This window comes from Geodermatophilus sabuli, assembly GCF_010686765.1.
GTDB classification, from domain to species: Bacteria; Actinomycetota; Actinomycetes; order Mycobacteriales; family Geodermatophilaceae; genus Geodermatophilus; species Geodermatophilus sabuli_A.
Map to the genome: position 1 here is coordinate 120,281 of NZ_JAAGWF010000004.1, position 25,710 is coordinate 145,990.

Sequence of the window (25,710 nt, forward strand, 5' to 3'; positions counted from 1 at the left end):
CCATGGACCTGCAGACCCTCTGGTTCGCCGCCGTCGCGGTGCTCTGGACCGGCTTCCTGCTGCTCGAGGGGTTCGACTTCGGCGTCGCCGCGCTGCTGCCGGTGCTCGGCCGCCGACCCGCCGACCGGCACCTGGTGCTGCGCACCATCGGCCCGCTGTGGGACGGCAACGAGGTGTGGCTGATCACCGCCGTCGGCGCGGTGTTCGCGGCCTTCCCCGGCTGGTACGCCACCTGGCTGCCCGCGCTGTACCTGCCGTTCGTGCTGGTGCTCTTCGGCCTGATCGTCCGGGCCGTCGCCTTCGAGTGGCGGCACTCCCACTCCGCCCCCGCCTGGGACGCGACGTGGACGCACGTCATCACCGCCGGCTCGCTGATCGCCGCGCTGGGCATCGGCGCCGCGCTCGGTGCCACGACCCTCGGTCTGCCCGTCGACGCCGACGGCAGCCGGGTCGGTGGCGCACTCTCCGGCCTGGGCTGGCCGGCGCTGGTGGGGGCGGTCGCCGTCCTGGCGTTCTCGGTCGTGCACGGGGCGGTGTTCCTCGCGCTCAAGACCGACGGGCCGGTGCGGGTCGCGGCCCGGGCGTTCGCGCTCCGCTGGGCACCGGTGGCCGCGTTGCCCCTGCTCGGCTGGGCGGCGGTGGTGCACCTGCGGTACGGGACGCCGGTCACCGCGGCGCTGTGGCTGGTCGCCGCCGTCTCGGTGGTCGTGGCCTGGGCCCGGCTGAAGGTCGGTCGCGAGGGCCAGGGCTTCGCCGCGTGGGGGACGACGCTCGTCGCCGCGGCCGCCACCATCTTCGGCGCTGCCTACCCGGTCGTGCTGCCCTCGACGATCGACCCGGCCTTCGACGTCACGGTCCCCGACGCCTCGGTCAGCGACTACACGCTGACGGTCATGACCTGGGCGGCCGGGATCGGGCTGCCCGTGGTGCTGGCCTACCAGGCGTGGACCTACTGGGTGTTCCGGAAGCGGCTGACCGCCGAGCCCCTCTCCGAGCCGCCCGCCCAGGTGCCCGCATGACCGGCCGGAGTGGCCACGGAGGCCGTCCCGAGACCGCCCGGAGTGGCCACGAAGGCCGGCTCCGGGGGCCGCTGGGGGCGCTGGACGGGGTCCCGGGGATGCGCGGAGCGCTCGTCCGCGCCGCCCTGGCCGCGCTCGGGCAGACCGCCGGGCTGGTGCTGCTCGCCGCCGGGCTGGCGCACGCGGTGGCCCGTGCGGCCGGTCAGGCCGAGGGACCGGTGACCGGCCCGCTGGCCCTGGCCACCGCCGGGGTGGCGCTGCGGGCCGCGGCCGGGACCGTCGGCGAGCTGCTGGCCGACCGCGACGCCCGCCGCGCCGAGGAGTCGCTGCGGGCCCGGCTGGTCGCCCGGCTGGCCGACTCACCGGCGGCGGTGGCGGCCGCCGGTGGCCCCGGCCCCGCGGCGGTGCTGGCCACCACCCGGTTGGCCGACCTGGGCCCCGGGCTGGCGGCGTACCTGCCCGCGCTGGCCCAGACGCTCGTCGTCCCCCCGGTGCTGCTGGTGGTCCTCGCCGCGACCGACCTGCTCTCGGCCGGTCTGGTCGCGGTCACCCTGCCGCTGGTGCCCGTGTTCATGGTGCTGGTGGGCCTGACCACCCGGGACCGCACGACGGCCGCCGCCCGCGCGCTGGACCGGATCGCTGCGCACGTCGCGGAGCTGGTCCGGGGCCTGCCGGTGCTGGTCGGCCTGGGCCGGGCCGCCGAGCAGGCCGCCGCGCTCGCCGAGCTCGGGGAGACCTCCCGGCGGCGGACCCTGTCGACGCTCCGCCTGGCCTTCCTCTCCTCGCTGGTGCTGGAGCTGGTCGCCACGCTGTCGGTCGCGCTGGTCGCCGTGACGGTGGGCCTGCGGCTGGTGCACGGTGACCTGGCGCTGGCCGTCGGGCTGACCGCGCTGCTGCTGGCACCCGAGGCGTTCGCCCCCCTCCGGGCGCTGGGGTCGGCCCACCACGCCACCGAGGACGCCGTCCTGGCCGCCGCCGAGGCGCGCGCCGTGCTCACCGCCGCCGCCCCCGCCGACCCTCGCGCCGGAGGTGCGGACGACGACCCGCGCGGCGCCGACCTGGCCGTCACGGGGCTCACCGTCCGCTACCCGGGCCGGACCGTGCCCGCGCTGCCGCGGGTGGGCCTCGCCGTCCGCCCCGGCGAACTGGTCGCCGTCCGCGGGGCGAGCGGTGCCGGCAAGTCGACGCTCCTGGCGACCCTCGCCGGGCTGGTCGCGCCGGACGCGGTGGTCGAGGGCGCGGTCACCGGCGTCCCGGCCGGTGGGGTGGCCGCCGTCCCACAGCACCCGCGGACCACCGGCGAGACCGTCGCCGACGAACTGCGCCGGCACGCGGCCTCCGAGCCGGGCGTGGACGAGGTCGTCGGGGAGGCGTTCGTGGTCGAGGCGCTGGCGCGGGTGGGCGCGGAGCCGCTGGCCGGCCGCCGCTGCGACACCCTCTCCCCCGGTGAGCTGCAGCGGGTGGCGCTGGCCCGCGCGCTGGTGCGGGTCCGCCGCGGCGCTCGGCTGCTGCTGCTCGACGAGCCGACCGCGCACCTGGACGCCGACGCCGCCGCCCGGGTCGCCGCCGTCCTCGCCGGGCTGCGCGGCACGGTGTCGATGCTGCTGGTCACGCACGACCCGGCCCTGGCCGCACTGGCCGACCGCACGGTGACCCTCCCTTCCCCCGCCGCACCGGACGGGACTCCCGGCGCCGCAAGTCCGCCTCGAGGGACCCCCGGCGTCTGGAGCTCGGTACCGGTCCGGACTCCCGGCGCCGAGAGTCCCGAACCCCGACGGACTTCCGGCGCCGCAAGTCCGGGAGCGCGGGTGCGGGGTGGGCACCGGTGGCCGCGCCGGGCGCTGGTGCGGGCGGTCGCGGCCGGCACGGCGTCGGCCGGTGCGGGTGTCGCGCTCACCGCGGTCTCCGGCTGGCTGATCGTGCGGGCGGCGGAGACGCCGCCGGTGCTGACGCTGCTGGTGGCGATCGTGGGCGTGCGCGCCTTCGGCCTCGGCCGCGCCGGCCTGCGGTGGGTGGAGCGGATGACGGCGCACGACGCCGCCCTGCGCCTGGCCGCCGGTCTGCGGGTACGGGTGTGGCGGGCGCTGGCGGCGCAGGGCATCGCCGCGGACCGGACGCCGGGGGCCGCGCTCGCCCGGGTGGTCGGTGACGTCGGGCTGGTGCAGACCCTCTCGGTGCGGGTCGTGCCGCCCGCGGCCGTCGCGGGCACGGTCACTGCCGGCACCGTCGCGGCGCTGGCGCTGGTCTCTCCCGCGGCCGCCGGCGCCGCCGGGCTGGTGCTCGGCGCAGCCGCCGGGCTGGTCGTCGCGGTGCACCGGCGGGTGGACGCCGGCGCCGCCCGCGCGGAGGGAGCGCTGCGGGTGGAGCAGCTGCGGGACACCAGCACCGCGCTGGAGGGGGCGGCCGACCTCCGCGCCCACGGCCTGGCTGCCCGGACCGCCGCCGACCTCGGCCGGCTCGCGCGGTCGCGGTCGCGCGCGGCGCGCACCGGCAGCCGGGCCGGGGCCCTCGGTGCCGGGCTGGTCGGGCTGGGCACCGGGCTGGCCGCGATCGCCGCGGCGTGGGTGGGCTCGCGGCAGGGCGTCGCCGGTCCGCAGGTCGCCGTCCTCGCCCTCGCGCCGCTCGCCCTGGCCGAGCCGCTGGCCGGCCTGGTCGGGGCGCTGCAGCGGCGCGGCGCGCTGGCCGACGCCCGCGACCGGCTCGGCGCCGTCCTGACCGCGCCCGTGCCCACCGATCCCACCGACCCGTTGCCGGTGCCCGTGCCGGTGCGGCGGCTGACGACGACCGACCTCACCGCCGGCTGGCCCGGTGGCCCCGACGTGCTGCGCGGGCTGGACGCCGAGGCCCGCGCCGACGGTCGCTGGCTGGTGCTCCGTGGCCCGTCGGGAGCGGGCAAGTCGACCGTCCTCGCGGTGCTGCTCGCGGCGCTGCGCCCCCGCGGCGGCAGCTACACGCTCGAGGACGTGCCCGCCGACCGGCTGACAGGCGACGGCGTGCGGTCACGGATGGCCTGGCTGCCGCAAGAGACGCACGTGTTCGCCTCGACGATCCGGGCCAACCTGGCCGTGGCCGCCCCCCGGGGCGAGCTGAGCGGACCCGGCGGCGAGGCGCGGATGCGGGCCGCCCTCGGTGCCAGCGGCCTGGGCGGCTTGCTCGCCGGGCTGCCCGACGGGCTGGACACCCCGGTCGGCGCGGGCGGCACGGCGCTGTCGGGCGGTGAGCGGCGGCGGCTCGCGGCCGCACGGGCGCTGCTGGCCGACCGCGACGTCGTGCTGCTCGACGAGCCGACCGCCCACCTGGACCCGCCGACCGCCGCGGCACTGGTGCGCGACCTGCGGGCGGCGCTGGCCGGCCGGGTCGTGGTCTGCGTGACCCACGACGACGCCGTGGAGCAGCCCGGGGACACCGTCGTCCGCCTGGGGGAGCCGGTCGCGACGCTGACGCGCTGAACTGTCCGACGTCTCGGGCAGGCTGCCGGCATGGCGTCCTTCACCGGTTCGGTCTTCCTCGGCATGAGCGTCGACGGGTTCATCGCCCGCCTCGACGGCGACATCTCCTGGCTCACCGGCGGCGACGAGGGCGGCGGCGCCCCCGACGACGGAGCCGGCGGCGACTTCGGCTTCACGGAGTTCGTGGCCGGCATCGACGCCCTGGTCATGGGCCGCGGGACCTACGAGGTCATCGCACCGTTCGCCGAGTGGCCCTACCAGGGGCGGCCGGTGCACGTGCTCAGCTCGACCCTGACCGAGGGCGCCGATCCGCGCATCACCGCGGTGCACCGCTCCTTCGACGACGCCGTGGCAGCACTGTCCGCGGCCGGCTACCGGCGGGTGTACGTGGACGGCGGGCGGACCGTGCACGCCTTCCTCACCGCCGGGCTGATCGCCGATCTCACCCTCTCCCGGGTCCCGGTGCTCATCGGCACCGGTCACACCCCGTTCGGCGAGCTGCCCGCCGACGTCCTCCTCGAGCACGCCGCGACGCAGACCTTCCCCGGCGGCATGGTGCAGACCACCTACCGCGTCCGCCGGTAGGGCTGCGCGCGGCTCAGGCGGCGGGGACGTCGACGGGGATCTCCGGACCGAGCCGCGCCCCGAGCTGCAGCTGCAGGTCGTTCCCGGACCAGAAGCTGCCCGGGTCGTAGGCGTTGCGCGGCAGGCTCCCGTCGAGCAGTCCCATGGCGGTGTAGGTCGCCGCGACCAGCTCGGCGCAGAACACCGTCTCGGCCGTCGTCCCACGGCGCAGCCGGCCGTTGACCCAGCCACGGACCAGCCCCCGCGTGGTCGGGAAGGGCCGGCCGTCCAGGCGGGCGACGGTGCGCAGGACGGCGTCCTCCATCTCGGGCGTCACGCCGCCGTCGTCGGCCGGGCCGACCAGCTGCCGGAGCCACGCTCGCTGGCCGTAGCGGTGGGCCCAGGTGCGGACGGCGTCGGCGAGGTCGTGCAGCTGGACGCCGCGCTGGTGCTCGCCGGTCCAGGCGTCGGGCAGCGACCGGCCGAGCTCGGCGTGCCAGAGCAGCGGCGGCAGGTCGTCGAGCACCAGCGCCATGCCGACGTGGTTGACCGGCGCGTTGGTCAGGGCGCGGATGGCGCGGTCGGCGACCGATGCGCCGCGGAACACCCAGACGTCGCCGGTGCGGGTGAGCTCGACCGCGTCGTCCAGCGGGAGGGCGCGGGGCGGGGGCACGCGGCTACGTTAGGGGACCGTGCGCCTCTGGAAGCTCCTCGGACTGGCCGGCCTCGCGGGCGTCGCGGCGAGCGGGGCGGTGCTCGCCCGCAGCGAGCGCCAGCGCCGCGCGACCACCCCGGAGGAGGTCCGGGCGCGGCTGCGCGAACGGCACGCCACCCTGGTCGACGTCCCTGATCCGCTCCCACCCGCCCCGCCGGCCGTCGAGCGACGGCGGCTGGCCCGGCTGCTGCGCCGCGGCTGACCCGCCTCACGCAGGGCGACCGCCACACGGGGTCGCGCGCGGACCGGTTCCGGGCGGACCGCTCCGGGTCGACACTGCGGAGCGCCCGCCGGCGCTGCCGGGCGTCGTGAACTGGGTCATCCGCCCGGCGCGCCGACGCGGTCATCCCACCGCACGGGGGACGACTGCGAGGAGACGGCCATGTCCGAGCACCCGAACGTGCAGCGGCTCCGGGACGGCTACGACGCCTTCGGGAAGGGCGACTTCTCCGCCCTGGACGACCTGTTCGCCGAGGACATCCGCTGGCACGAGGGTGGCCGCAGCCAGCTCGCCGGCCACCTCGAGGGCCGGGCGGCGGTGTACGACCTGTTCCGCCGCCTGTTCGAGCTGACCGGAGGGACCTTCCGGCTCGACGTGCGGACCGCGTTCGCCGACGACACCGACGGCGTGGTCGTGGCCGTCGCGAGCGGCCGGGTCGGGAACCGGTCGTTCGACCAGCTCATGGAGGCCCACATCTGGCGGTTCTCCGACGGGCGGATCGCGGAGTTCTGGCACGCCCAGACCGACCAGTACGCCGTCGACGAGGTGTTCGGCTGACGATCAGCCCCGCCCGCTGACGGTCACCTCTCCCCGCGGCCAGCGCCGGGCCCTCGTCCTCGAGCCTCACGCCGGAGGCAGCGAGTTCCCTGGCCGCCGCGCACTGCCCGCGCCGCCGGCGCGTCGGGGTCGGCTCACGGACGCGACCGGCCACGCCTGGGACTCCGGTGCGGCCGCAACCCGTCGTCGACCCGGGTCGGCGGGTGCATCCGCGCGTCCCTGTCGTACGGAATGATGTATCGGCCGGGCACGACCGGATGGCTCGGCACAGAACGGAGGACGCAGCACCGGTGACCACTCTCGGGAGCAAGCAGTCCCAGGACGACGCCGACCTGCTGGCCGCACTGGCCTCGGGCGGGGACCTGAAGACGTTCCTCGCCGACCTCGTCGAACTGGCGGCCAAGAGCACCCCCCGCGCGGCGGCCTGCGGCCTCACGATGGCACGCTCCTCCGGCCCGGTGACGGTCACGGCCACCGACGCCCTCGCCCAGCAGGCGGACGAGGGCCAGTACGAGCTCGACGACGGACCGTGCCTGGAGGCCATGCGCGAGGGCGTCGTGGTGCGGGTCGAGGACATGACCCGCGAGACCCGCTGGGGCGTCTACCCGGCGCGCGCAGCGGACGCCGGCGTCCGGTCGTCGCTGTCGCTCCCGCTGGTGGTCGAGGGCCGCAGCCGCGGAGCGCTCAACCTCTACGCCACCGAGCCCGGTGCCTTCGGTCCCGATGACGAGACCACGGGCACGAACTGGGCCGGCCACGCGTCCGGCGCCCTCGGCGTCGCGCTGCGGATCGCTGACAGCGACGAGCGGGCCGACGCGCTCCAGGGCGGCCTGGACACCCGCACGACGATCGGCCAGGCCGTCGGGCTGCTCATGGCCCAGGAGCGGTGCACGGCCGAGCAGGCGTTCACGCTGCTGCGGCTGTCCTCCCAGCGGCGCAACGTGAAGCTGCGCGACGTCGCCACCAGCGTGGTGACCACCTTCGAGGCCGGCCTGCCCGACGGTCCCGCCCGCTGGTGAGCCCGAGGCGTCCGCCTCAGAAGCCGCGCCAGCGGCCGTCCTTGGCGTTGCGCTCGGGCCGGGAGGCGAAGACGTTGCCCTCCGTGGGTGCCGCGTCGTCGCCGGCGAGGGCGAACACCCGGAACAGCGGTCCCACCAGCGCGTCGTAGACCGCCGGGAGCAGCCGGAACCCGGCGATCACCACCGGGTTCGCGACGCCGGACTGCACCAGCCGGCGCGGCCGGTCCAGCCGCGCGAGCACCGCGCGAGCCACCCGCTCCGGCGAGTACACCGGGGGTGGCGGCCGTCCCGTGCTGCCCGCCCAGGTGGCGCCCTGGTAGTAGATCGGGGTGTTGACCCCGCCGGGGGCGACCGCCGAGACGTGCACGCCCGGGGCGTCGCGGACCTCTTGCTGCAGGGTGCGGACCAGACCGAGCTGCCCCCACTTGGCGACCGCGTAGGTGCCCATGAGGGGGGCGGTCACCGAGGCCAGCAGCGAGCTCACCACGATCAGGTGGCCCGCGCGCTGCCGCCGGAAGACCGGGAGCACCGTCCGGGCGAGGTTGGCGGTGCCGTGCAGGCTGGTGTCCACGACGGCCTCGAACGCCGCGCGCGGCACGTCCTCGATCCGCCCGTAGGCCATGGTCTGGGCCGAGTGGACGACGACGTCGAGCCGGCCGAACCGGTCCAGGGCGCTGTCCACGGTCCGCCGCAGCGCGTCCGCGTCGACCACGTCGGCCGGGCAGACCAGGACGTCCTCCGCCCCGGCCGCACGGGCCTCGACCGCTGTCGTCTCGAGCGCCTCCCGCCCGCGGGCGACGAGGACCAGGCGTGCACCGCGGCCGGCCAGGTCCAGCACGGTCGCCCGGCCGATCCCGCTGGAGGCGCCGGTGACGAGGGCGGTCAGCGGGCGCGACGGGGCATCGGACGACGGCGGCATGGGTCTCCTCGGGCTGGGGCCCGGGACCCGCCACGCCTGGCGGCCGACCCGGATCGACGGAGTCCCACCTACCCCGCAGGCCGCCCGGTCATGCAGGACGCGGCGGCAGCGCGGCCAGCAGCCAGCCCGGGCCGGTGACCGCCGTCCCCGCGGGCAGCCGCTCGCGCAGCCCCCGGTCGGCGGTGACCACCACGAGGTGGGTGCCCGCGCCGGCGATGCGTGCCGCGGCGGCGACGAGGGCGTCGTCCCCGCTGCCGGGAGCCCGCACGAGCGTGACGCCGTCCTGGTCGGGCACGTCGCGGGCGGCGCCCTCGACCACCGCGACGACCTCGTCGCAGCGCAGCGCCTGCCCGCCCGGCGTGGTCACCGACCCTCCGGTCAGGGGTGCCAGCTGCGCCAGCAGCCGGGACGTCGCACCGGCGCGGTCGCGCCACCAACCGTCGGGCCGGGACCCCACCACGTTGGCCACGTCGACCAGCAGCACCGCCATCGTCGTCCCCTCCGCCGCTCCGGCCGTCCCCCGTCCGGGCGAACCGCCGGGCCGGGCGTTTCCCCTGGTCGCGTCGGGGAACCGTGCGCCGGGGAAACGAGCGCAGCGTCCCTCGGAGGAGTCCGCCATGGCCAGCAGCGACCGCACCGCCCACGACCACGACGCGACGAACGGCGGCGCCGGCGCATCGGCCACCCGCGGCGCAGCCCGGGACGCCGTGGCCGCCCAGCGATCACGCTTCGGCGGCATCAAGTGGGGCGCGGCCTTCTTCGGCTGGCTGTCGGCCAACGGGCTCGCCGTCCTCCTCATCGCGCTGCTGTCGGCCGCCGGGGTGGCCCTGGGCCTGACGCAGGGACTGGAGTCCGTCGACGACGCCCAGGCCGAGTCCATCGGGGTGAGCGGCGCCGTCGCGCTGCTGGTGGTGCTGTTCCTCGGCTACCTCGCCGGCGGGTACGTGGCCGGGCGGATGGCCCGCTTCGACGGGCCCCGTCAGGGTGTCGCCGTGTGGCTGGTCGGGCTGGTCGTGATCGTCGCGCTGTCGGTCGCCGGGTACCTGCTGGGGCGCGAGTACAACGTGCTCGAGGCGCTCAACCTGCCGCGGATCCCGATCGACGAGGGCACCGCCACCACCGCGGGGATCGTCACCCTGGTCGCCATGGCGGTGGCCACGCTGCTGGGCGCCGTCCTCGGCGGTGCCCTCGGCACCCGCTACCACCGCAAGATCGACCGCGTGGGCTACACCGGCTGAGCCCGCCGTCGAGGCAGTGCCCCGGGCGGCGAGCGCTCCTGCTCCGTCGGGGGCCGTGCCGCGTCAGGGGCTGTGCCCTGTCGGCGGGCGCTCCTACGCTGCGGCCATGTGCCGGAACATCCGCCCCCTGGCCAACTTCGAGCCGCCGGTGACCCATGACGAGGTCCAGGCCGCCGCGCTGCAGTACGTCCGCAAGATCAGCGGCACCACCAAGCCGTCGCGGGTCAACGAGGAGGCCTTCGACCGCGCGGTCGCCGAGGTGGCCGACGCCAGCGCCCGCCTGCTGGCCGCCCTCGTCACCGCCGCCCCACCGAAGGACCGCGACGTCGAGGCGGCGAAGGCGCGACAGCGGGCGGCGCTGCGGTACGGCAGCCAGTCCGCCTGATCGGCGGTACCCAACCGGATCGGGCACGACGGGAGTGGGCGGGCCGCCCGCGGGGTAGGTCCTGGGCTCCTGCCGGGCGACGTCGCGCGTTCCGTCCCGGCGCCCCCGCCGCCAGAGGAATCCCCGTGACCCGCACGCCCACCGCCACCCCGCACTCCGCCCCGCATCCGGCCCCGCAGCCGGCCGGTGCCACCCGGTGCCCCGACTGCACCGACGGCCTGGGCAAGCCCCGCCCCGTGCGGCCGGGATCGTGGCGGGACCGCATCCGGCAGCGCCCCGCGTTGGCCACCGCCTACCGCGTCGCCGTCTTCGTGGCCGGGCTGCTGTTCGTCCTCCTCGGTGTCGCGCTCACGGTGCTGCCGGGTCCGCTGACCATCCCGCCGGTGCTGGCCGGGCTCTGGGTGTGGTCGACGGAGTTCGACTGGGCCCGCCGCTTCTTCGCCGCCTTCCTCCGCAAGGCGCGGGCGGCCTGGCAGCACGCCCGCCAGCACCCGGTGAGCTCCGCCGCGGTCACCATCGGTGGGCTGGCCGCCGCCGGCGCCGTCTTCTGGGCCGTGGGCCGCTTCGACCTGGTGGAGCGGGCCGCCACCGCGCTGGGCGGCTGATCCCCGCCCCGAGGGCATCAGCCCCGGCCGACCTCGTGCGGGTCTGGGGTGCGGAACGGCGGGTCCGCCGGCTGGCCGGCGCCGACCTGGGGCTGCTCGGCCTCCTCCGGCCGATCGGGCTCCTCGCCCTCGATCCCGAACCCCTCGGCCGGCTCGGGTGCGCCGGCACCGGGGTCCGCGGCGGGGATGCCGTCGTCCCCCCGGCCCAGGTTCGGCTCGAACGGTCCCGACATCGACATGGTGTGCCTCCTCCCCGCCCGCACGGGGGCGGCTGACCGGGGCATACCCGGCGCCCGTTGGTGGAACTACTCCGCTCCAGGTGAACGACGGGTGAACGGTGATGGGGCGGTGAGGGGCATGGCCGACACGCACGCGGCGCGCCACCAGGACGGCGCTCCGGAGGAGACCCGCAAGGAGCGGGTCGACCGGGAGCTGCTGGAGCTGCTCAACGAGCTGCGCGTGGCGTTGCCCGGCGTCCAGTTCCTCTTCGCCTTCCTGCTGGTGGTGCCCTTCCAGCCCGGCGGTGCCGAGCTCACCGAGTTCCAGCGGGACGTGTACTTTGTGACGCTGCTGGCCGCCGCCGTCGCCACCGGCCTGCTCATCGCCCCCGCCGCGCAGCACCGGGTGCTGTTCCGCCAGAAGGACAAGGAGGCGCTGCTCACGCGCAGCAACCACTCGGCGCTCGCCGGCCTGGTGGTGCTGGCCCTCGCGATCGTCGCGGCCGTCCTGCTGGTCACCGACGTCCTCTTCGACCTGACCCAGGCCTCGCTGGCGGCCGGCGCGATCGGCGCGCTGCTCGCCTGGTGGTGGATCGCCGTCCCGTTCTGGAAGCGGGCACACACCCCGTCCGACGACCCCGACGGGGACTGATCGGATCGGTCAGGCCCCCGCCGACGGGTCCTCCAGCGCCAGGCAGATGGCCGCCACGACCAGGTCCGGGTCCTCGTGCTCCCTCAACGGCGCACCCGATAGCGCAGGTGAAGCACCCGGTTGCCCTGAACAACCACGTCTGGGTCTTCCAGCAGGTGCTGCGAGTCGACGGAGCCGAAGTAGCGCTTGCCGGACCCGAGCACGACAGGAGCGACGTCCATGCGTACCTCGTCGACGAAACCTGCGGCGAGCACCTGGCCGCCGACGTCGCCAGCAGCGACCTCGACAGTGCGGGCACCCGCGAGCTCCTTCGCCTTGGTCACGGCCGCCTCGATGCCGTCGACGAAGTGAAACGACACGTTGGGGTCCCAGCCCTCGGGCGCCGGCCGGTGTGTCACGACCACCACGTGGTCGATCCCGCTCGGAGGCGTCCCGTCCCAGCCGTCTGTGACGTCGAAGACGTGGCGGCCGGCGATTGTCACCCCGATCTGGTCCCAGTACGGCCGGATGTGGTCGTAAGACGCTTGTGACACGTTCAGAACGCCGCTTTCGTCCAACGGCACGTCACCGCTGACCAACCATTCGAACAGTGGACCGGGATCGTCATTCCCAGCCGCAATGAAGCCATCCACCGAAACCGACGCATTCATGACAACTTTCCCCATGGGTTTCTCCTCTGCTTGGAGTCCCAACTCTCGCGTGTCGTGAGTGGTCGCTCTTGTAAGAAATCAAGCGGCTGGCAGCGGCCAGCCATCCAGCGCGTGGTTGGGATGCTCGCGTAGGAAGCGTTGCCGGAGTTCGACATACCGGGTCGGCGTGAGCCCGGTGAACTCCCGGAACTCGTGGGTGAAGTGGGCCTGGTCGAAATAGCCTGCGCCAGCCGCCACGTCTCCCCAGTCGATTGGTGCGGCTACGTTGATCGCCAACACGGTGGCGGTGAATCGGTAGCTGCGCGCCAGCCGCTTCGGCGTGACGCCGATGACCTCCTTGAACCGCTTCGCCAAGTACGTGCCACTGGCCCGGGCTGCCACGCCGAGGTCGCTGATCGGCACGGCTCCGCCGGTCTCCGCGATGGCGCTGCTCAGGTGGCGGACGATGTCCAGGCCGTTGACCGTGCGCAGCCGTCGAACCAGTTCCTCCTCGAGCAAGATCAGCATTTCGTCCGGTGCGTCCGCCGAGGTCAGACGGTGTCGCAACTCAGCGATAGCGGGCTGACCCCAGATCTGCTTCACCGTCGCCGGTCGGTCGCACAACTCGGCCGCGGGCATCGGAAGAAAAGGTGCCAGCCCCCACGGCCTGAAGTGGACACCCACGGACCGGGTCGGGGTTGGGTAGCCGAACTCCCAGGCACGGGTGGGCGTGGTGACCGCGCAGCCGTCGGTGTATTCCACGGCTTCTCCGTCGGTGCCTGCGCGGATGAGAAACGGCGCCCCGAGGTTGACGATGAGCAAAGGGGCGGGTGCCGCCGGCAGCATCAACCGGGAGTACGGCGGGGTGCCCTCCAGGTAGTAGAGGTCGTAGATCAGCCCATCCAGCGGCGGACCGGGCACCCTGGACACATACTCCACGTTGACATCATCGCATCGAGCCGGCGCCGATCCCTGACGGGCGGCCCGGCGCATTTCGGGCCCCAACTACACCCCACTTTGTGAAGAGCCACGTTGGCGTCCAGCTTGGCCACCCACCAGTCCCGGTTCGCCCGGGGGACGTGCCCGCAGGCCGGACAGGCGTGCCAGAAGTACCCGTCGAGGAAGACGACGAGGCGGCGCCCCTTCCAGACCAGGTCCCCGCGGGCCCGGGTCGCCGGACACGGACGGACGTCGACGCGATAGCGCACCCCTCGGGCGTGCAACCTCCGGCGGACCGCGAGCTCGTTCGCCGTGTCCCGCCGGGGCTGGCTCCGGAAGCGGGCAGCGACGACGCCGGAGGTGGCCGGGGCGCGGGTCCCAGGGCTCTCTCGGTGTCGGTCACCGCACCTCCCGTCCGTGCCGGCACCGTACGGCGCACCGACGACGGGATCGCGCGGCCGGCAGCCGGCAAGGGTCGCCTAACCTGCAGCGGTGAGCACGACGGCGACCCGCACTCCCCCGGCTGCGCACGGCGCGCCGGGTCGGGCGCCGCGCTGGTCCCCGGTGGAGCTGCTGCCGCCACTCGTCGTGGGTCTCCTGGGCGGCCTGCTGCTGCTGCCCGGGCACGGCCTGTGGTTCGACGAACTCTTCACCGCCGAGGTCGGACGGCGGCCGTTCGGCGAGATCCTCACCGCGATCGTCGAGGGCCGGGGGACGACGAGCTACCTGCTCGACGTCCCGCCGTCGTACAACGCGCCCTACTACTTCGTGGTGCACGCCTGGGTGTCCCTGCCCGGGATCGGCGGCGACACCTCGTTGCGGGTGCTGTCGCTGCTGGCGACCGCGGGCGGGCTGGCGCTGGTGACCAGGGCGGTCTCCCGGCTGGCCGGGCGGGCGACCGGGGTGCTGGCCGGGGTGCTGCTGGCCACCGCGCCACTCGTGCTCGAGCAGGCGGTGGAGGCGCGCAGCTACGGGCTCGCGGTGCTCGCCACCGGCGGGGCGCTGCTGGGGCTGGTCCGGTGGCTGCAGGAACCCCCGCGGGGGCTGGCGCTGTTCGGGCTCGCGGGGCTCGGGATGGGACTGGCGCACTGGTACGCGGCGACCGTGCTGGCCGCCTTCGTCGTCGCCGTCCTGCTGCTGCGGGGTCGGCGTGCGTGGCCCCTCGTGCTGACCGGATGCCTCGCCGCCCTCCCCGTCGCCGGGCTGGTCGCGGTGAACCTGCTCAACGGCACGGGTGCCCGGAACGCCGAGCACCTGCGCGACACCGACGGCACGCTGGCCGATCTGGCGGTCGAAGCCTGGGCCGGTGGGCGCACGCCGTTGCTGTACCTGACCGTCGGCCTCGCTGTGCTGGGAGGCGTGCGCGCGACCGGGCTGCGGGTGGTCGGCGCCTGCTGGGTGCTCGTGCCGCTGCTGCTGCTCCTGGCAGCGGAGGTGGTGCGGCCGGTCTACCTGCCCCGGTACCTGCTGGCCGGCCTGATCGGGCTGGGTGTGCTCGCCGCGGGCGGTGCACTCGCGGTGCCGCGGGGGGCGCGGGGGCCGGTCGCCGTCCTGCTGCTGGCCTGCTCGCTGCTCGCCAGCGCGCCCCTGGCCACCCGGGAGCCGCGGGAGCGCGCCGACGAGCTGGTGGCACTCCTGGTGGAGCGGCACCGGGCCGGAGAGCCGGTCGTGGCGGCCGACCAGCGGTCGGCGACGGGCCTGGACCACTACGTCCGGACGGCGGCGCCGCAGCTCCGGCCCGACGTGGTCCTGCCGCCGGACGACGCGCCCACCGAAGCCGACCGGGTGTGGCTGGTGCGGCGGATCATCGACGGGGCACCCGTGCCGACCGACGACGACGAGATCCTGGCCGCCGCGGGGTTGCGACTCACCGACGAGTACGCATTCCCCGCAAGCAAGACCGACCTCGTCCTGCAGCTCTGGGCACGCTGAACCGGCGCCGCCATGTGGCGCCGTAGTCCGGCGCCGGGGGTCAGGCGGCGAGTCGGTCGGGGTGGAGGTGGATCTGGGTGCCGTCGGGGCGCCAGGTGCGCCATCGGCCGTCGGGTTGTCGTTCGATCCGGTACCCGTGGTGGACCTTCGTGTGGTGGCGTTCGCAGAGCAGCGCGGAGTTGTCCAGGCTGGTGGCGCCGCCGTTGATCCACTCCAGCAGGTGGTGCACGTCGCACCAGTGGGTGGGGGCGGTGCAGCCGGTGAACACGCAGTGCCGGTCGCGGTGCTCCACGGCGCGGCGTAGGTGGGGTGGGACGACGCGGGCGGTGCGGCCGACGTCCAGCGGCAACCCGTCGGGGTCCAGGACCAGGCGGGTGATCGTGGCGTCGCAGGCCAGCCAGCGGGCCCGGGCGGCCGAGAGGGTGGCGCCGAACCCGGTCTCGGCCACCCCCGCCCCGATGCCGGCGGCCCCTGCCCCGATGGCGGGGTCGGCCAGGTCGGCCAGGTCGATGGTGAGCACGACGTGCGGTTTGACGGTGCGCAGCACCGGCAGCCGGCCGGAGGCCAGCGCGGTGTCGGCGAGTTGGACGAGGGCGTCGCCGAGGGTCTGGGCGCGGGTGCGCCGGTCCCCCGCGCACCGCCCGGCCTGGACCAGGGACTCCAGCGCGGCGGCCAGTTTCTCCCCGCCGACGGTGTCGAGTTCTCCGCGGACCGACAACGACCCGTCGGGGTGGCGGGCCAGGGTCAGGGCGCGGCCCTCGGTGGGGTCGGGTTCGATGCCGTCGGGGGCCAGGCGGGTCAGGTAGTGCCCGACCACCCGGGCCAGCTGCACCGGCTGCCGACTGGCCGCGGTGGCGGCCAGCACCGCGTCGACCTCGGCCACGTCCACGCTCTGGTCGGCGGCGGCGGCCAGCCGCTCCGGGGTGGTCACCGGCACCACCACGGTGACCTGCTCGGCGGTGATGGTGCCGGCGGCGAAGGCGGCCGCGACCGCGGGCAGGGCCTCCAGGGCGCGGCCGGCGCGGAGGATCCGGCCGGCCTCGGCGGTGGAGAGCCGGGCGTGCCCGCGCAGCCAGGACTGCATCGACTTGAGCCCGTCGTGTTCGGCGGCCTGCCGGGTATCGGCGGCCCGGACGGTGCGGGTCAGCTCCGCATCCAGCCGGTTCCGGCCCGCCACCAGGACAGCGGTCCGGTCCAGCAGCGCACCGTCGGACAGGGCGTGCAGATCGTGCCCGGCCAGGGCGTCCAGGACCGTGTGCAGCTCGTCCACGACACCTCCCTCCCACCGGATCGATCACCTGTTCGAATCCTACCGGACTGGAGGCCCGTTCAGAAGACGAATCCCCAGGTCAGCTGTCCATCCACAGATCCGCGCACGCCATTGACGTGCCATCCCGGAGGAGCCACCGCCTCACTCGCCCGTGGCGCCGTCGATGGCCTCGCGGATCAGGTCCGCATGCCCGTTGTGCCGCGCGTACTCCTCGATCAGGTGGATGAGGATCCAGCGCAGGGAGCACTCCTCCTCCCGTCCCCAGGGCCGGTCCGCGGTGTCCAGCGGGAGCTGACGCGCGACCTGCCGCACCGCCTCCGCGGCGGAGCGCCAGGTCGCCCAGGCCGCGTCCACCTCGTCGGCGGTCACCGTCGCCGGGTCGACCCGCCAGTGCTCGTCGGAGTCCCGGATGACGTCCGGCCACAGGTCGAACGGCAACCCGCCGAACCCGACCAGCCAGCCCGTCTCCACCGCGGCCAGGTGGCGCACCATCCCCAGCAACGTCAGGTCCGTGGTGGGCACGGCCGTCGTCGCCAGCTGCCGCGGGGTCAGCCCTGCGCACTTCCACTCCAGCGTCTGCCGCTGGTAGTCCAGGAAGCCGGTCAGCAGGGTCGCCTCGTCCCCGGTGAGGGGCGGCTCGGTGCGGACGTCCTCAGGGGCCATGGGGGGCTCCTCCTCGATCGTCGTCTGCGGCGCAGTCTGTCCGGAGCGACGTCCGGGCGGTCAGCGGCGGCGCAGGACCGAGCGTCACCGGCGGCGGTGGCGCAGGGCCCAGCGCAGGGAGCGCGCCGACTGCGCCAGCCGGGCGCGCGCGGTCCAGGCGGAGCGACCCTCGACCCGGCGCTGCCGGGTCACCGGCACGCTGGTGACCGGCCGCCGGGCCAGCCCCACGGCCAGCACGATGCTCGGGGCGTCGGCCGTCAGGACCGCGTCGCGCACGCGGGGGCCCATCGCGAGGAAGGCACCCGCGTCCGGCGGCAGGCCGGTGAGCCGGGTCGCGAGCCGACGGTGCAGCGTGCCGGTGAGCCGCCGGAACACCGACTCGTACGCGCCCCGGCGGCCGGCGAACACCGCCTCCACGTCACCGCGGGCGAGCCGGTCGAGCAGCAGCGGGACCGCCTCGGGTGGGTCCTGCAGATCGGCGTCCAGGCAGACCCAGACGTCGGCGCCGGGTTCGGAGGCGAGCCCGCGGGCCAGCGCGACGTGCTGGCCACCGTTGACCGTCAGCCCGGTCACCCCGATCCGCGTGTCGGCCGCACTCAACGCGAACGCGACCCGCGCGCTGTCGTCGGGCGAGGCGTCGATGACGAAGCGCAGCCGCCAGTCGCGGCCGTCGAGCGCCGTGGCCAGCCGCTGCGCGAGCGGGGCGAGGGTCGCCTCGTTGCGGTAGACGGGCACGACGACGGCGACCCGCGGTCCGCCGCTCACCCTTCCGCCGCCCAGGTCCGGGCCAGCCCCTCGGCCAGGTCCACGGTCGGCGCCCAGCCGAGCAGGCGGCGGGCCGCGGTCGGGTCGCTGACCCAGTCGGCGCTGTCCCAGTCCCGGCCCGGGTGCGCGCCGGGAGCGGTGGCGATCGGCCGGCCGGTGACCCGCTCGGCGGTGGCCACGAGCTCTTCGGTGGAGGTCTGCACCCCCGTGCCGATGTTGAGCACCTGCCCGGGCGGGAGGTCGTCGGCGAGGCCGGCCCGGACGCAGGCGTCCACGACGTCGTCCACCCACACCCAGTCGCGCCGGCTCAGCCGCGCCGGTAGCGGCACGACGGCGCCGGTCCGGGCGGCGTCGAGCACCACCGGGACCAGCCGGGTGCGGTGGTCGCCGCGGCCGTACACCTGGAAGGCGCGCAGCACCGCCGCCCGCACCCCCCGCTCGGCCGCCGCGGCCTGCAGCAGCAGTGACCCCGCCGCCTTGGTGCCGCCGAAGAAGCCGCGCGGCCGCAGCGGCGCGTCCTCGGACAGCGGGGACGGGCCGGCCGCGTACTCGGTGGACGAGCCCAGCCGCACGACCGCCCGGCAGGAGTCCGGCAGCGCGTCGACCAGCCACGGGCTGGTGTTGACCGCGACGGTCGCGGCCCGCTCGGCGGGCGTGGCCTTGGCCCGGCCCGCGGCGAGGGAGAAGACGACGTCGGGTGCGGCCGCGCGCACCGCAGCCGCACCGGCGACCGGGTCGGCGAGGTCGACGTCCGCGCGGGTCAGCCCGACGACGTCCCAGCCGTCGGCCCGCAACCGGTCCACCAGGTGCCGGCCGACGAACCCGCCCGCGCCGGTGACGAGCGCCCTCACGCCGGCTGGGCCACCGGGGCGCCGGTCACCGCGGCGACGAAGGCCGCCCGTCGCTCGGCCACCTCGGCCGGCGCCGCGTCGCGGAGGTCGGCCAGCGCCGCGAGCAGCCGGGGCAGCTCGACGTACGGGTCACGACCGGCCATGTCCGCGGTGAACGACCGGCGCAGGAAGGTGAAGTCGGCGCCCAGCCGGATCAGCTCCGCCGCCAGCAGGTCGCCGGGGACGGGAAAGCCGCCGCCGGGCAGGGTCAGCCCCCCGACGCCGAAGGGCCCGGCCACCACGGTCCGCACGGCGTCCACCGTGCCGTCGACCAGCGGCGTGAACAGCTGGTCGCTGCCCCGGTCGATCCGCAGGTCGTTGAGACCCACGTAGATCCGCGACAGCGGCCGCCGGGCCAGCTCGGCGGTGCGCCCGACGGCGTCCTGGGTCTCGACGAGGATGCCCAGCCCGCAGCGCCCGGCGACCAGGTCCAGGGTGCGGTCGACCTCCTCGGCGCTGCGGACCATCGGCAGCAGCAGCTCGTCGGCTCCCCGGGCCACGGCGTCGTCCACCTCGCCGGCCGTCCAGGGGCCGTAGCCGTTGACCCGGCACAGCAGCCGCCCGCCGGTCGCCGCCCGCATGCGGGAGAGGTCCGCGGGGGTGTCGGCGTTGATCTGGGTGCCCTCGCCGAGCTGACGGCGGTGCTTCCCCCGGCGCTCCCAGTCGACGACGATCCCGGCCGCGCCGGCGGCGACCACGTCGGCTCCCCAGCGGGGGTCGACCGTGAAGAGGAAGAGGTCCACGCCGGTGAGCTTAGGCACACCTAACAGACCTGGGGAGACGGGGCGTCCCCGCGGCTACGCCACGACCGGTGTCGCGGGCGTGTCCGCCGCGCCCGCGGGGAAGGGGAGGGCCGCGCCGACGACGCCGACGGACACGTCCGCACCGGCCGTGGGCAGGTCCCAGCCCTCCAGCCGGGCGCTGAGCGCCAGTCCCGACGGCAGCTCGAGCCGCACCCGCGCGTCGTGGCCGAAGAAGTCGACCCCGCGCACGCGGGCCGACGGCGCCCCGGGGGACGGCGGCGCCAGGCGGAGCTGCTCCGGCCGGAGCAGCACCCGCGCCGGGCCGTCGGCGCACGACCCCTCGAGCGGGAGCACGCCGAGCGCCGAGTGCGCCTGCCCGTCCCGGATCTCGGCGTCCAGCACGACGGACTCCCCCACGAACGTCGCCACGTCGAGGTCCCGCGGGCTGCGGTAGAGGGTCCGCGGATCGGCGAGCTGGACCAGCCGTCCACCGCGCAGGACGGCGACCTCGTCGGCCATCGACAGCGCCTCCGACTGGTCGTGGGTGACCAGGACCGCGGTCGCGCCCGAGGCGGCGAGGGCGTCGGCGACGGCCTGCCGCGTCTCCTCCCGCAGCGAGGCGTCGAGGGAGGAGAACGGCTCGTCGAGCAGCACCAGCGAGGGCTCGGGCGCCAGCGCGCGGGCCAGTGCCACCCGCTGCTGCTGGCCGCCGGAGAGCTGGTGCGGGGACCGCTGCGCGAGCCCGGCGTCCAGACCGACCAGGGTGAGCAGCGCGTCGATCCGGCCGGCGTCGCGGCGCTGCCGACGGGGCAGCCCGAACGCGACGTTGCCGGCGACGGTCAGGTGCGGGAACAGCCCACCCTCCTGCGGCACGAACCCGATCCGCCGGCGGCGGGCGGCGACGCTCCGCCCGGGTCCGGCCACCAGGCGGCCGCCGATGTCGATGCTGCCGCTGTCGGGGTCGTCGAAGCCGGCGATCAGCCGCAGCAGCGTCGTCTTCCCGCAGCCGGAGGGGCCCAGCAACGCGGTGAGACCGCCCTCGGGCACGTGCAGGTCCACCCCGGTCAGCACGGGGGTGGCGCCATAGGAGCTGGTCACGCCGGTGACCGTCAGGGAGCTCATGTCGGGGGGACCTCGTCGGGCGTCACGTCGTCAGACCTCGTCGGGCATCGCGGGAGAGCAGGACGGTGGCAGGGGCCGAGAGCAGCACCATCACCACGGCGTACGGGGCCGCCGAGCCGTACTCGACGGCGCTGCTGGCCGACCAGAACGCGGTGGCCAGGGTGGTCGTGCCCGTCGGGGCGAGCAGCAGCGTCGCGGTGAGCTCGGTGACCACGGCCAGGAAGACCAGCGCGGCGCCGGCGCCGATCCCGGGCGCGAGCAGCGGCAGGGTCACCCGGCGCAGGCGGTCGGGCGCCGAGGAGCCCAGCGAGGCGGCGACGTCGTCGTAGACCTGCGGCGACTGCTCGACCGCCGCGCGGACGGTCACGATCGCCCGGGGCAGGAAGAGGATCGCGTAGGCGGCCAGCAGCACCGGCACGGTCTGGTAGATCCACGGGGTGACGTTGATGGCGAGCGTGACCAGCGCCAGCGCGATGACGATCGCCGGCACGGAGCTGCCCAGGTAGGTGCTGCGCTCGAGCAGGGTGGTGAGCCGCCCCCGGGCGCGCACGGCCAGCCAGCCGGCCGGCAGGGCCATCGCCGTGGTGACGACGGCAGCGGCGGCGGCCAGCCCGAGCGTCGTCCCGGTGGTGGTCGCGAGGACGCCGAGCTCCAGCCCGGCCGAGGTCCCGCGCACCAGCCAGACGGCGAGGCTGACCAGCGGCACCGCGAGCGACAGCCCGACCAGGCCGGCGAGCCCGAGCAGCGCCGGGACGGTGAGCGCTCCCAGCCGCGCCGGCCGGCCGGGGCGGGCCACCCCGGCCCCGGTCCGCGCGTACCCGCGCCGGCCGCGCAGCCGCAGCTCGGCCAGCAGCAGCAGCAGGCACAGCAGCACGAGGACGCCGGCCAGCATCGTCGCGCCCGGCCCGTTGAAGGTGGCCCGGTACTGGTCGTAGATCGCGGTGGTGAAGGTCGGGTAGCGCAGCATCTGCAGGGCGCCGAACTCGGCCAGCACGTGCAGGGCGATGAGCAGGCTGCCGCCGAGCAGCGCCACCCGAAGCTGCGGCAGCTGCACCCGGCGGAAGACCGCCCAGCCCGACAGCCCCAGACCCCGGGCGGTCTCCTCCAGCGCCGGGTCGAGACCGCGGAAGGCCGCGACGACGGGCAGGTAGACGAACGGGAAGTAGGACAGCGTCACGACCAGCAGCGCGCCGCCGTAGGTGTCCAGCCCCGGCAGCAGCGAGATCCACGCGTAGCTGTTCACGAACGCCGGCACGGCCAGCGGGGCGACCAGGAGCACGTGCCAGATCCGCCGTCCCGGGAGGGCGGTGCGCTCCACCAGCCAGGCCGCGGCGACGCCGAGGACGGCGCAGAGCAGCACGGTGCCGCCGACGAGCCGGGCGGTGTTCCACAGCAGCCGGCCGACCCGGGGCCGGAACACCAGGTCCTGGATGCCGCTCCAGCCCACGTCGACGGTGTACGCGGCGATGTAGCCCAGCGGGAGCAGCGCCAGCGCGGCCACGGCCGCGGCCAGCACCAGGGTGACCGGGGTGCGGCCCGCCCCGGAGCGCGCGCGGGCCCGGCCCCGGGGGGCCGGCCGGACCGGCGTCCCCGGGCCTGCGGCCGGTGCGACGGGGGCGCTCAGAGCAGACCCACCTCCTGCATGAGCTCGGTGACCCGCCGCTGGTCCAGCGCGCCGGGGTCCACGTCCGGGGCCTGCAGGGTGTCCAGCGGCGGGAGCACCTCTGCCGAGGCGACGCCGGTGCCGACGGCGTACTCGAGCGCGGAGCTGTCGGCCAGCCGTTCCTGGGCCTCGGGGCTGGTCAGGTAGGCCACCAGCTGCTGGGCCTCCTCGGGCTGGTCGGAGGAGGCGAGGACGCCGGCGCCGGAGACGCTGAGGAAGGCGCCCGGGTCCTGGTTGCCGAACAGGTGCAGCCGCGCGTCGTCGCCCTTGAGCGCGTTCTCGGCCTGGTCGCGGTACCAGTAGTAGTGGTACATGATCCCGGCGTCGATCTCGCCCTCGTCGGCGGCGACCATGACCGCGGTGTTGCTCTGGTAGACCTCCGCGTTGCGCTCCAGCCCCTCCAGCCAGGCGCGGGTGGCGTCCTCCCCGCGCAGCGCGAGGACGGCGCTGACGATCGCCTGGAAGTCCGGGCCGCCGGCGGCGATGCCGATCCGCCCCTCCCACGCCGGGTCGGCCAGGTCCATGATCGAGGCCGGCAGCTCCGCCTCGGGCAGCACGTCGGGGTTGTGGACGAGGACGGTGGAGCGGGCCGCGAAGCCGGTCCAGTTGCCCGACGAGGGGCGGAACTGCTCGCCGACCTGCTCCAGCGTCGCGGCGTCGAGCGGGGCGAGCAGCCCCTCGGTGTCGAGGATGTCGATCGAGGGGCTGTTCTCGGTCAGGAAGACGTCGGCGGGCGAGGCCTCCCCCTCCTGGACGATCTGGTTGGCCAGCTCGGCGTCGTTCGCGTCGCGGAACTCCAGCTCGATGCCGGTCTCGTCGGTGAACCCCTCGACCATCGTGCGGACCAGGCTCTCGTGCTGGGCGCTGTAGACGGTCAGCGTCGGAGCGGCCGACGCCTCGTCCCCGCAACCCGCGAGCACCCCGCCGGTGGCCAGGGCGGCGAGGATGGTGGCGGTGGTCCGCCGCGGCCTGAACACGTGATGTCCTCCTGGGATAGGCAAGGCAAGCCTGAGCAGAAGGTGTACCACCTGCGGGAGGATGAGGGCGCCGGCCATGGGCTACAACTCCTCTGTGACGTCGCTGCCCGCCCCTCCGCCGCTGCGTTCGGCGCACTTCGCCGAGCTGAGCCCGTTCGAGGTCTACGCGCTGTGCCGACTGCGGGTGGACGTCTTCGTCGTGGAGCAGCAGTGCCCCTATCCCGAGCTGGACGGGCGGGACGTCGAGCCGGCGACCGTGCACCTGTGGTTCGAGGAGGACGGGACGGCGCTGGCCACGATCCGCGTCCTCGACGACGGGGACACCCGGGCGATCGGCCGGGTCGCCACGGCGGCGACGGCCCGCGGCCGGGGGCTGGCGGCGCGGCTGATCGAGGCCGGCATCGAGCTGTGCGGCGACGTCCCGATCACCATGGGCGCCCAGGCCCACCTGGAGGGCTGGTACGGGCGCTTCGGTTTCCGCCGCAGTGGCCCCGACTACGTCGAGGACGGCATCCCGCACCTGCCGATGCGCCGCGAGCCCGCCTGACCCGCCCGCGGCCCCTGCACCCGGTCCAGCCAGCCGACCACGAGGGCGTGCGGCACGGTCAGTGCAGCGAGCACCGGCAGCAGCGCGGCGACGACGTCCAGCCGGTCGTCCCCGGCGGCCGCCAGCAGCGCGAGCGCGCTCCCCGCGACGGCCGTCGGCAGGGCCGCAGCGCGCGCGAACCGACCCAGCGGCGGCCCGGCGCGGCCGGCCGCGAGGTCGGCGGCGTTCCGGGGGTCCTCCGCGACGACCCGGGCGACGTGCCGGGTCGAGTGCCAGGCGCCGAAGTAGACGCCCAGGGCCGCCGGCGGCGGCAGCACCAGCACGACCGTCGTCAGGAGCGCCAGCTCACCGGCCTCCATGAGGCGTCGACGGGCGAGCAGCGCTGCGCCGAGCAGCGCGGCTGCCCCGATGACCGCGGGCACGGTCCAGCCCGGCAGCAGCGGTGCTGCGCCCGCCCGGTCCGGGACGACCCGGCCGACGACGGCGGCGGCGTCCGGGAACGGCCGGGCCAGCGGGACCACGAGGACGACGGCGCCGACGACGAGTGCCGCGGCTGCCCGGCGGCGCACCGGGACGCCGGCGCGCAGGTGGGCGACGGCGGTCTCGCCGCTGCCGAAGTGCCAGACCGAGAGCGCGACGAAGACCGCCAGCCCCGGCCCCGGCGCCCAGCGGAACGCCAGGTAGGCCAGGACGGCGAGCGCTGCGTACCCACCGGCGAGTGCGGCCAGCTGCACCGGGCCGAGTCCCAGCCGGCGGGCGGGCAGGAGGTGGTCCACGGCCCCGTGCGGCAGCCCCAGGAGCAGCCCGGCGAGCAGCACCGCCCAGGAGGCGGAACCGACTGCGCCGGGCGCGACCAGCCCGACGCCGAGCGCCGCGACCGTGGCCGCCACCGACACGGTGGTCGCCGTCCGGACCGCCGCCCGGACCGGCGTGCGCTCCCCCGCCGCCGCGGTCAGGACCGGTCGCCTCGTCGCCGACCGCCACCGGCCTGCTCGCCGCGCGCGGACGCACCGCTGCCCTGCCCCCCGCCGGGGTCGCCGTCCCGCTGACGGCGGGCGTCGTCCCCGGGCCGGCTCATCCGCGCGAGCACCGCGGGCGACACCCTCGCCAGCTCGGGCAGCACGCCGTCGCTCTTGTGCACGTGCGACGACCAGACCGGCTCCGGGTGGGTGTCGACGCCGGCGGCGACGTCCTCGGCGGTGCGCAGCTTGGCCACCTTGTGGATCAGGACGCCGAACCCGATCTTGGCGACGACGTCGGCCGCCGAGTAGCCGACCTGCATCGCGGTGTACCAGGCGGGCGTGACGTCGGCGAAGACCGGTACCGCGTAGACCAGCGGGTAGATGCCGAAACTGGCCAGCAGCACGATGGTCGCGTTGCGCAGGCTGACCGCGGCCTCGGCGCCCATGGTCGGCAGCGACCGGCGGACGGCGCCGATCAGGGCGACGTAGAGGTAGGCGAAGAACGCGGTGCTGATCAGGCCCCACACCACGAGCGCGGTGGTGTCGCGGCCCTGGTCGAGCACCTGCGCGCCCAGGTAGCCGGTGGCGATCATCAGGAACGCCGCGGCCATCGTGCTGAACCGCAGCCGGCGGGCGGCCTTCCCGGCCACCGAGCACACCGCCAGCAGCTCGACGGTCAGCAGCGGGACGGTGACCGACCAGTCGATGTAGCGGGTGCTCTCCGTCGTCCGCGCCTCCTCGGTGGGCACGTAGACGCCGTCCTCCAGGCGGAACCCGGTGTCCCAGTCCAGGTAGAGCAGGAGGTAGGCCGCCGTGGCCACGGCGGCCAGGCAGACCGCGGCGTAGGCCGAGGGCCGGTAGCGGGCCGACACCTCCTCCCGGCTGGCCCAGGCGTACAGCAGGTAGGCCAGCAGGGCGAAGCCGGCGCCGAGGACGGCGAACTGCACGACGTCGTAGAGGCCCAGCGGCATCGTCTGCAGCTCGGGGACGGGCGGGTCGGACGGATCCACGGACGACTCCGATGGCCGGGGGAGGTGAGCGGGTGGC

28 protein-coding genes and 1 pseudogene are annotated in these 25,710 nt (G+C 75.8%); 12 read left to right on the plus strand and 17 right to left on the minus strand.

Annotated features, from left to right (window positions below):
• Nucleotides 1–2: 2 nt before the first annotated feature.
• The 3 genes from cydB to GCU56_RS03420 all read left to right on the plus strand — a co-directional run bounded on the left by cydB (nucleotide 3) and on the right by GCU56_RS03420 (nucleotide 5,053).
• A complete protein-coding gene (gene cydB, locus GCU56_RS03410) occupies nucleotides 3–1,019 on the plus strand; it encodes a cytochrome d ubiquinol oxidase subunit II (RefSeq protein ID WP_163480105.1) in 1,017 nt (338 codons plus the stop codon).
• A 98-nt stretch (nucleotides 1,020–1,117) separates the two neighbouring features.
• On the plus strand, nucleotides 1,118–4,468 hold the full coding sequence (gene cydC, locus GCU56_RS03415; RefSeq protein ID WP_239521698.1) for a thiol reductant ABC exporter subunit CydC: 3,351 nt from the start codon (nucleotides 1,118–1,120) through the stop codon (nucleotides 4,466–4,468).
• A gap of 30 nt (nucleotides 4,469–4,498) precedes the next feature.
• Complete coding sequence (locus GCU56_RS03420) at nucleotides 4,499–5,053, plus strand: dihydrofolate reductase family protein (RefSeq protein ID WP_163480107.1); 555 nt, start codon at nucleotides 4,499–4,501, stop codon at nucleotides 5,051–5,053.
• Nucleotides 5,054–5,066: 13 nt separating this feature from the next.
• Here GCU56_RS03420 and GCU56_RS03425 read toward each other — a convergent pair whose 3' ends face one another.
• Nucleotides 5,067–5,705, minus strand: a complete 639-nt coding sequence (locus tag GCU56_RS03425) for a hypothetical protein (protein WP_163480108.1) — start codon at nucleotides 5,703–5,705, stop codon at nucleotides 5,067–5,069.
• A 19-nt stretch (nucleotides 5,706–5,724) separates the two neighbouring features.
• Between GCU56_RS03425 and GCU56_RS03430 the strand changes: the two genes are divergently transcribed.
• The 3 genes from GCU56_RS03430 to GCU56_RS03440 all read left to right on the plus strand — a co-directional run bounded on the left by GCU56_RS03430 (nucleotide 5,725) and on the right by GCU56_RS03440 (nucleotide 7,544).
• Entirely contained in the window at nucleotides 5,725–5,949 is a 225-nt protein-coding gene (locus GCU56_RS03430; protein WP_163480109.1) for a hypothetical protein, read from the plus strand.
• Between the two features lie 180 nt (nucleotides 5,950–6,129).
• Nucleotides 6,130–6,525: a nuclear transport factor 2 family protein gene (locus GCU56_RS03435; RefSeq protein ID WP_163480110.1), complete on the plus strand. Its 396-nt coding sequence runs from the start codon at nucleotides 6,130–6,132 to the stop codon at nucleotides 6,523–6,525.
• Between the two features lie 290 nt (nucleotides 6,526–6,815).
• Nucleotides 6,816–7,544: an ANTAR domain-containing protein gene (locus tag GCU56_RS03440; RefSeq protein WP_163480111.1), complete on the plus strand. Its 729-nt coding sequence runs from the start codon at nucleotides 6,816–6,818 to the stop codon at nucleotides 7,542–7,544.
• 16 nt (nucleotides 7,545–7,560) lie between these two features.
• Here GCU56_RS03440 and GCU56_RS03445 read toward each other — a convergent pair whose 3' ends face one another.
• Both GCU56_RS03445 and GCU56_RS03450 read right to left on the minus strand, forming a co-directional pair.
• Nucleotides 7,561–8,463, minus strand: a complete 903-nt coding sequence (locus GCU56_RS03445; RefSeq protein WP_163480112.1) for an SDR family NAD(P)-dependent oxidoreductase — start codon at nucleotides 8,461–8,463, stop codon at nucleotides 7,561–7,563.
• Between the two features lie 88 nt (nucleotides 8,464–8,551).
• Complete coding sequence (locus GCU56_RS03450) at nucleotides 8,552–8,953, minus strand: hypothetical protein (protein ID WP_163480113.1); 402 nt, start codon at nucleotides 8,951–8,953, stop codon at nucleotides 8,552–8,554.
• A gap of 127 nt (nucleotides 8,954–9,080) precedes the next feature.
• On the opposite strand from GCU56_RS03450, the gene GCU56_RS03455 reads away from it, so the two are divergent.
• The 3 genes from GCU56_RS03455 to GCU56_RS03465 all read left to right on the plus strand — a co-directional run bounded on the left by GCU56_RS03455 (nucleotide 9,081) and on the right by GCU56_RS03465 (nucleotide 10,691).
• Nucleotides 9,081–9,701: a hypothetical protein gene (locus tag GCU56_RS03455; protein WP_163480114.1), complete on the plus strand. Its 621-nt coding sequence runs from the start codon at nucleotides 9,081–9,083 to the stop codon at nucleotides 9,699–9,701.
• 106 nt (nucleotides 9,702–9,807) lie between these two features.
• Nucleotides 9,808–10,086 (plus strand): DUF2277 domain-containing protein, encoded by a 279-nt coding sequence (locus GCU56_RS03460; RefSeq protein ID WP_163480115.1) that lies wholly within the window; start codon nucleotides 9,808–9,810, stop codon nucleotides 10,084–10,086.
• A gap of 125 nt (nucleotides 10,087–10,211) precedes the next feature.
• Nucleotides 10,212–10,691 (plus strand): PGPGW domain-containing protein, encoded by a 480-nt coding sequence (locus GCU56_RS03465; protein ID WP_163480116.1) that lies wholly within the window; start codon nucleotides 10,212–10,214, stop codon nucleotides 10,689–10,691.
• Between the two features lie 17 nt (nucleotides 10,692–10,708).
• Here the strand turns inward: GCU56_RS03465 and GCU56_RS03470 are convergent, their stop codons facing one another.
• Nucleotides 10,709–10,930, minus strand: coding sequence for a hypothetical protein (locus tag GCU56_RS03470; protein WP_163480117.1), 222 nt, complete (start codon nucleotides 10,928–10,930; stop codon nucleotides 10,709–10,711).
• A 118-nt stretch (nucleotides 10,931–11,048) separates the two neighbouring features.
• On the opposite strand from GCU56_RS03470, the gene GCU56_RS03475 reads away from it, so the two are divergent.
• A complete protein-coding gene (locus GCU56_RS03475; protein ID WP_163480118.1) occupies nucleotides 11,049–11,561 on the plus strand; it encodes a DUF6328 family protein in 513 nt (170 codons plus the stop codon).
• Between the two features lie 83 nt (nucleotides 11,562–11,644).
• On the opposite strand, the gene GCU56_RS03480 is transcribed toward GCU56_RS03475, so the two are convergent.
• From GCU56_RS03480 to GCU56_RS25465, 3 genes and pseudogenes are all read right to left on the minus strand, one after another.
• Nucleotides 11,645–12,226, minus strand: a complete 582-nt coding sequence (locus GCU56_RS03480; protein WP_163480119.1) for a dihydrofolate reductase family protein — start codon at nucleotides 12,224–12,226, stop codon at nucleotides 11,645–11,647.
• Between the two features lie 63 nt (nucleotides 12,227–12,289).
• A complete protein-coding gene (locus tag GCU56_RS24990; protein WP_204331395.1) occupies nucleotides 12,290–13,129 on the minus strand; it encodes a helix-turn-helix domain-containing protein in 840 nt (279 codons plus the stop codon).
• Nucleotides 13,084–13,446 (minus strand): annotated as a pseudogene (locus GCU56_RS25465) (hypothetical protein); the annotation flags it as partial. The gene GCU56_RS24990 and the pseudogene GCU56_RS25465, both read right to left, overlap by 46 nt.
• A gap of 175 nt (nucleotides 13,447–13,621) precedes the next feature.
• Between GCU56_RS25465 and GCU56_RS03495 the strand changes: the two are divergent.
• Complete coding sequence (locus tag GCU56_RS03495) at nucleotides 13,622–15,061, plus strand: glycosyltransferase family 39 protein (RefSeq protein ID WP_163480121.1); 1,440 nt, start codon at nucleotides 13,622–13,624, stop codon at nucleotides 15,059–15,061.
• A gap of 40 nt (nucleotides 15,062–15,101) precedes the next feature.
• On the opposite strand, the gene GCU56_RS03500 is transcribed toward GCU56_RS03495, so the two are convergent.
• The 8 genes from GCU56_RS03500 to GCU56_RS03535 all read right to left on the minus strand — a co-directional run bounded on the left by GCU56_RS03500 (nucleotide 15,102) and on the right by GCU56_RS03535 (nucleotide 23,154).
• Nucleotides 15,102–16,331: a DUF222 domain-containing protein gene (locus GCU56_RS03500; protein ID WP_163480122.1), complete on the minus strand. Its 1,230-nt coding sequence runs from the start codon at nucleotides 16,329–16,331 to the stop codon at nucleotides 15,102–15,104.
• Nucleotides 16,332–16,472: 141 nt separating this feature from the next.
• The gene (locus tag GCU56_RS03505) at nucleotides 16,473–16,994 is read right to left on the minus strand and encodes a DinB family protein (RefSeq protein ID WP_163480123.1); all 522 of its coding nucleotides are present in this window, start codon (nucleotides 16,992–16,994) and stop codon (nucleotides 16,473–16,475) included.
• Nucleotides 16,995–17,078: 84 nt separating this feature from the next.
• On the minus strand, nucleotides 17,079–17,759 hold the full coding sequence (locus GCU56_RS03510; RefSeq protein ID WP_163480124.1) for a glycosyltransferase: 681 nt from the start codon (nucleotides 17,757–17,759) through the stop codon (nucleotides 17,079–17,081).
• Entirely contained in the window at nucleotides 17,756–18,610 is an 855-nt protein-coding gene (locus GCU56_RS03515) for an NAD-dependent epimerase/dehydratase family protein (protein WP_163480125.1), read from the minus strand. The genes GCU56_RS03510 and GCU56_RS03515 overlap by 4 nt, the downstream gene beginning before the upstream one ends.
• Nucleotides 18,607–19,392: an aldolase gene (locus GCU56_RS03520; protein WP_345771610.1), complete on the minus strand. Its 786-nt coding sequence runs from the start codon at nucleotides 19,390–19,392 to the stop codon at nucleotides 18,607–18,609. Before GCU56_RS03520 ends, GCU56_RS03515 begins: the two co-directional genes overlap by 4 nt.
• A 54-nt stretch (nucleotides 19,393–19,446) precedes the next feature.
• Entirely contained in the window at nucleotides 19,447–20,514 is a 1,068-nt protein-coding gene (locus GCU56_RS03525; RefSeq protein WP_163480127.1) for an ABC transporter ATP-binding protein, read from the minus strand.
• 22 nt (nucleotides 20,515–20,536) lie between these two features.
• Nucleotides 20,537–22,030, minus strand: a complete 1,494-nt coding sequence (locus tag GCU56_RS03530; RefSeq protein ID WP_345771611.1) for an ABC transporter permease — start codon at nucleotides 22,028–22,030, stop codon at nucleotides 20,537–20,539.
• A 104-nt stretch (nucleotides 22,031–22,134) separates the two neighbouring features.
• Nucleotides 22,135–23,154 (minus strand): iron ABC transporter substrate-binding protein, encoded by a 1,020-nt coding sequence (locus tag GCU56_RS03535; protein WP_345771612.1) that lies wholly within the window; start codon nucleotides 23,152–23,154, stop codon nucleotides 22,135–22,137.
• Nucleotides 23,155–23,215: 61 nt separating this feature from the next.
• On the opposite strand from GCU56_RS03535, the gene GCU56_RS03540 reads away from it, so the two are divergent.
• Nucleotides 23,216–23,701: a GNAT family N-acetyltransferase gene (locus GCU56_RS03540; protein WP_239521700.1), complete on the plus strand. Its 486-nt coding sequence runs from the start codon at nucleotides 23,216–23,218 to the stop codon at nucleotides 23,699–23,701.
• Here the strand turns inward: GCU56_RS03540 and GCU56_RS03545 are convergent.
• Nucleotides 23,650–24,591, minus strand: coding sequence for a beta-carotene 15,15'-dioxygenase, Brp/Blh family (locus GCU56_RS03545; RefSeq protein WP_163480129.1), 942 nt, complete (start codon nucleotides 24,589–24,591; stop codon nucleotides 23,650–23,652). The genes GCU56_RS03540 and GCU56_RS03545 overlap by 52 nt on opposite strands.
• Before the next feature lie 62 nt (nucleotides 24,592–24,653).
• Nucleotides 24,654–25,673 (minus strand): bacteriorhodopsin, encoded by a 1,020-nt coding sequence (locus GCU56_RS03550; protein ID WP_163480130.1) that lies wholly within the window; start codon nucleotides 25,671–25,673, stop codon nucleotides 24,654–24,656.
• Between the last annotated feature and the right edge of the window lie 37 nt (nucleotides 25,674–25,710).

Coding starts and splice junctions, on each gene's coding strand:
- GCU56_RS03470 (WP_163480117.1), bottom strand. CDS start 10,930: ATGTCGATGTCGGGACCGTTCGAGCCGAACCTGGGCCGGGGGGACGAC.
- GCU56_RS03505 (WP_163480123.1), bottom strand. CDS start 16,994: ATGGCCCCTGAGGACGTCCGCACCGAGCCGCCCCTCACCGGGGACGAG.
- GCU56_RS03540 (WP_239521700.1), top strand. CDS start 23,216: ATGAGGGCGCCGGCCATGGGCTACAACTCCTCTGTGACGTCGCTGCCC.
- GCU56_RS03435 (WP_163480110.1), top strand. CDS start 6,130: ATGTCCGAGCACCCGAACGTGCAGCGGCTCCGGGACGGCTACGACGCC.
- GCU56_RS03475 (WP_163480118.1), top strand. CDS start 11,049: ATGGCCGACACGCACGCGGCGCGCCACCAGGACGGCGCTCCGGAGGAG.
- GCU56_RS03445 (WP_163480112.1), bottom strand. CDS start 8,463: ATGCCGCCGTCGTCCGATGCCCCGTCGCGCCCGCTGACCGCCCTCGTC.
- GCU56_RS03420 (WP_163480107.1), top strand. CDS start 4,499: ATGGCGTCCTTCACCGGTTCGGTCTTCCTCGGCATGAGCGTCGACGGG.
- GCU56_RS03480 (WP_163480119.1), bottom strand. CDS start 12,226: ATGGGGAAAGTTGTCATGAATGCGTCGGTTTCGGTGGATGGCTTCATT.
- cydB (WP_163480105.1), top strand. CDS start 3: ATGGACCTGCAGACCCTCTGGTTCGCCGCCGTCGCGGTGCTCTGGACC.
- cydC (WP_239521698.1), top strand. CDS start 1,118: ATGCGCGGAGCGCTCGTCCGCGCCGCCCTGGCCGCGCTCGGGCAGACC.
- GCU56_RS03450 (WP_163480113.1), bottom strand. CDS start 8,953: ATGGCGGTGCTGCTGGTCGACGTGGCCAACGTGGTGGGGTCCCGGCCC.
- GCU56_RS03460 (WP_163480115.1), top strand. CDS start 9,808: ATGTGCCGGAACATCCGCCCCCTGGCCAACTTCGAGCCGCCGGTGACC.
- GCU56_RS03455 (WP_163480114.1), top strand. CDS start 9,081: ATGGCCAGCAGCGACCGCACCGCCCACGACCACGACGCGACGAACGGC.
- GCU56_RS03525 (WP_163480127.1), bottom strand. CDS start 20,514: ATGAGCTCCCTGACGGTCACCGGCGTGACCAGCTCCTATGGCGCCACC.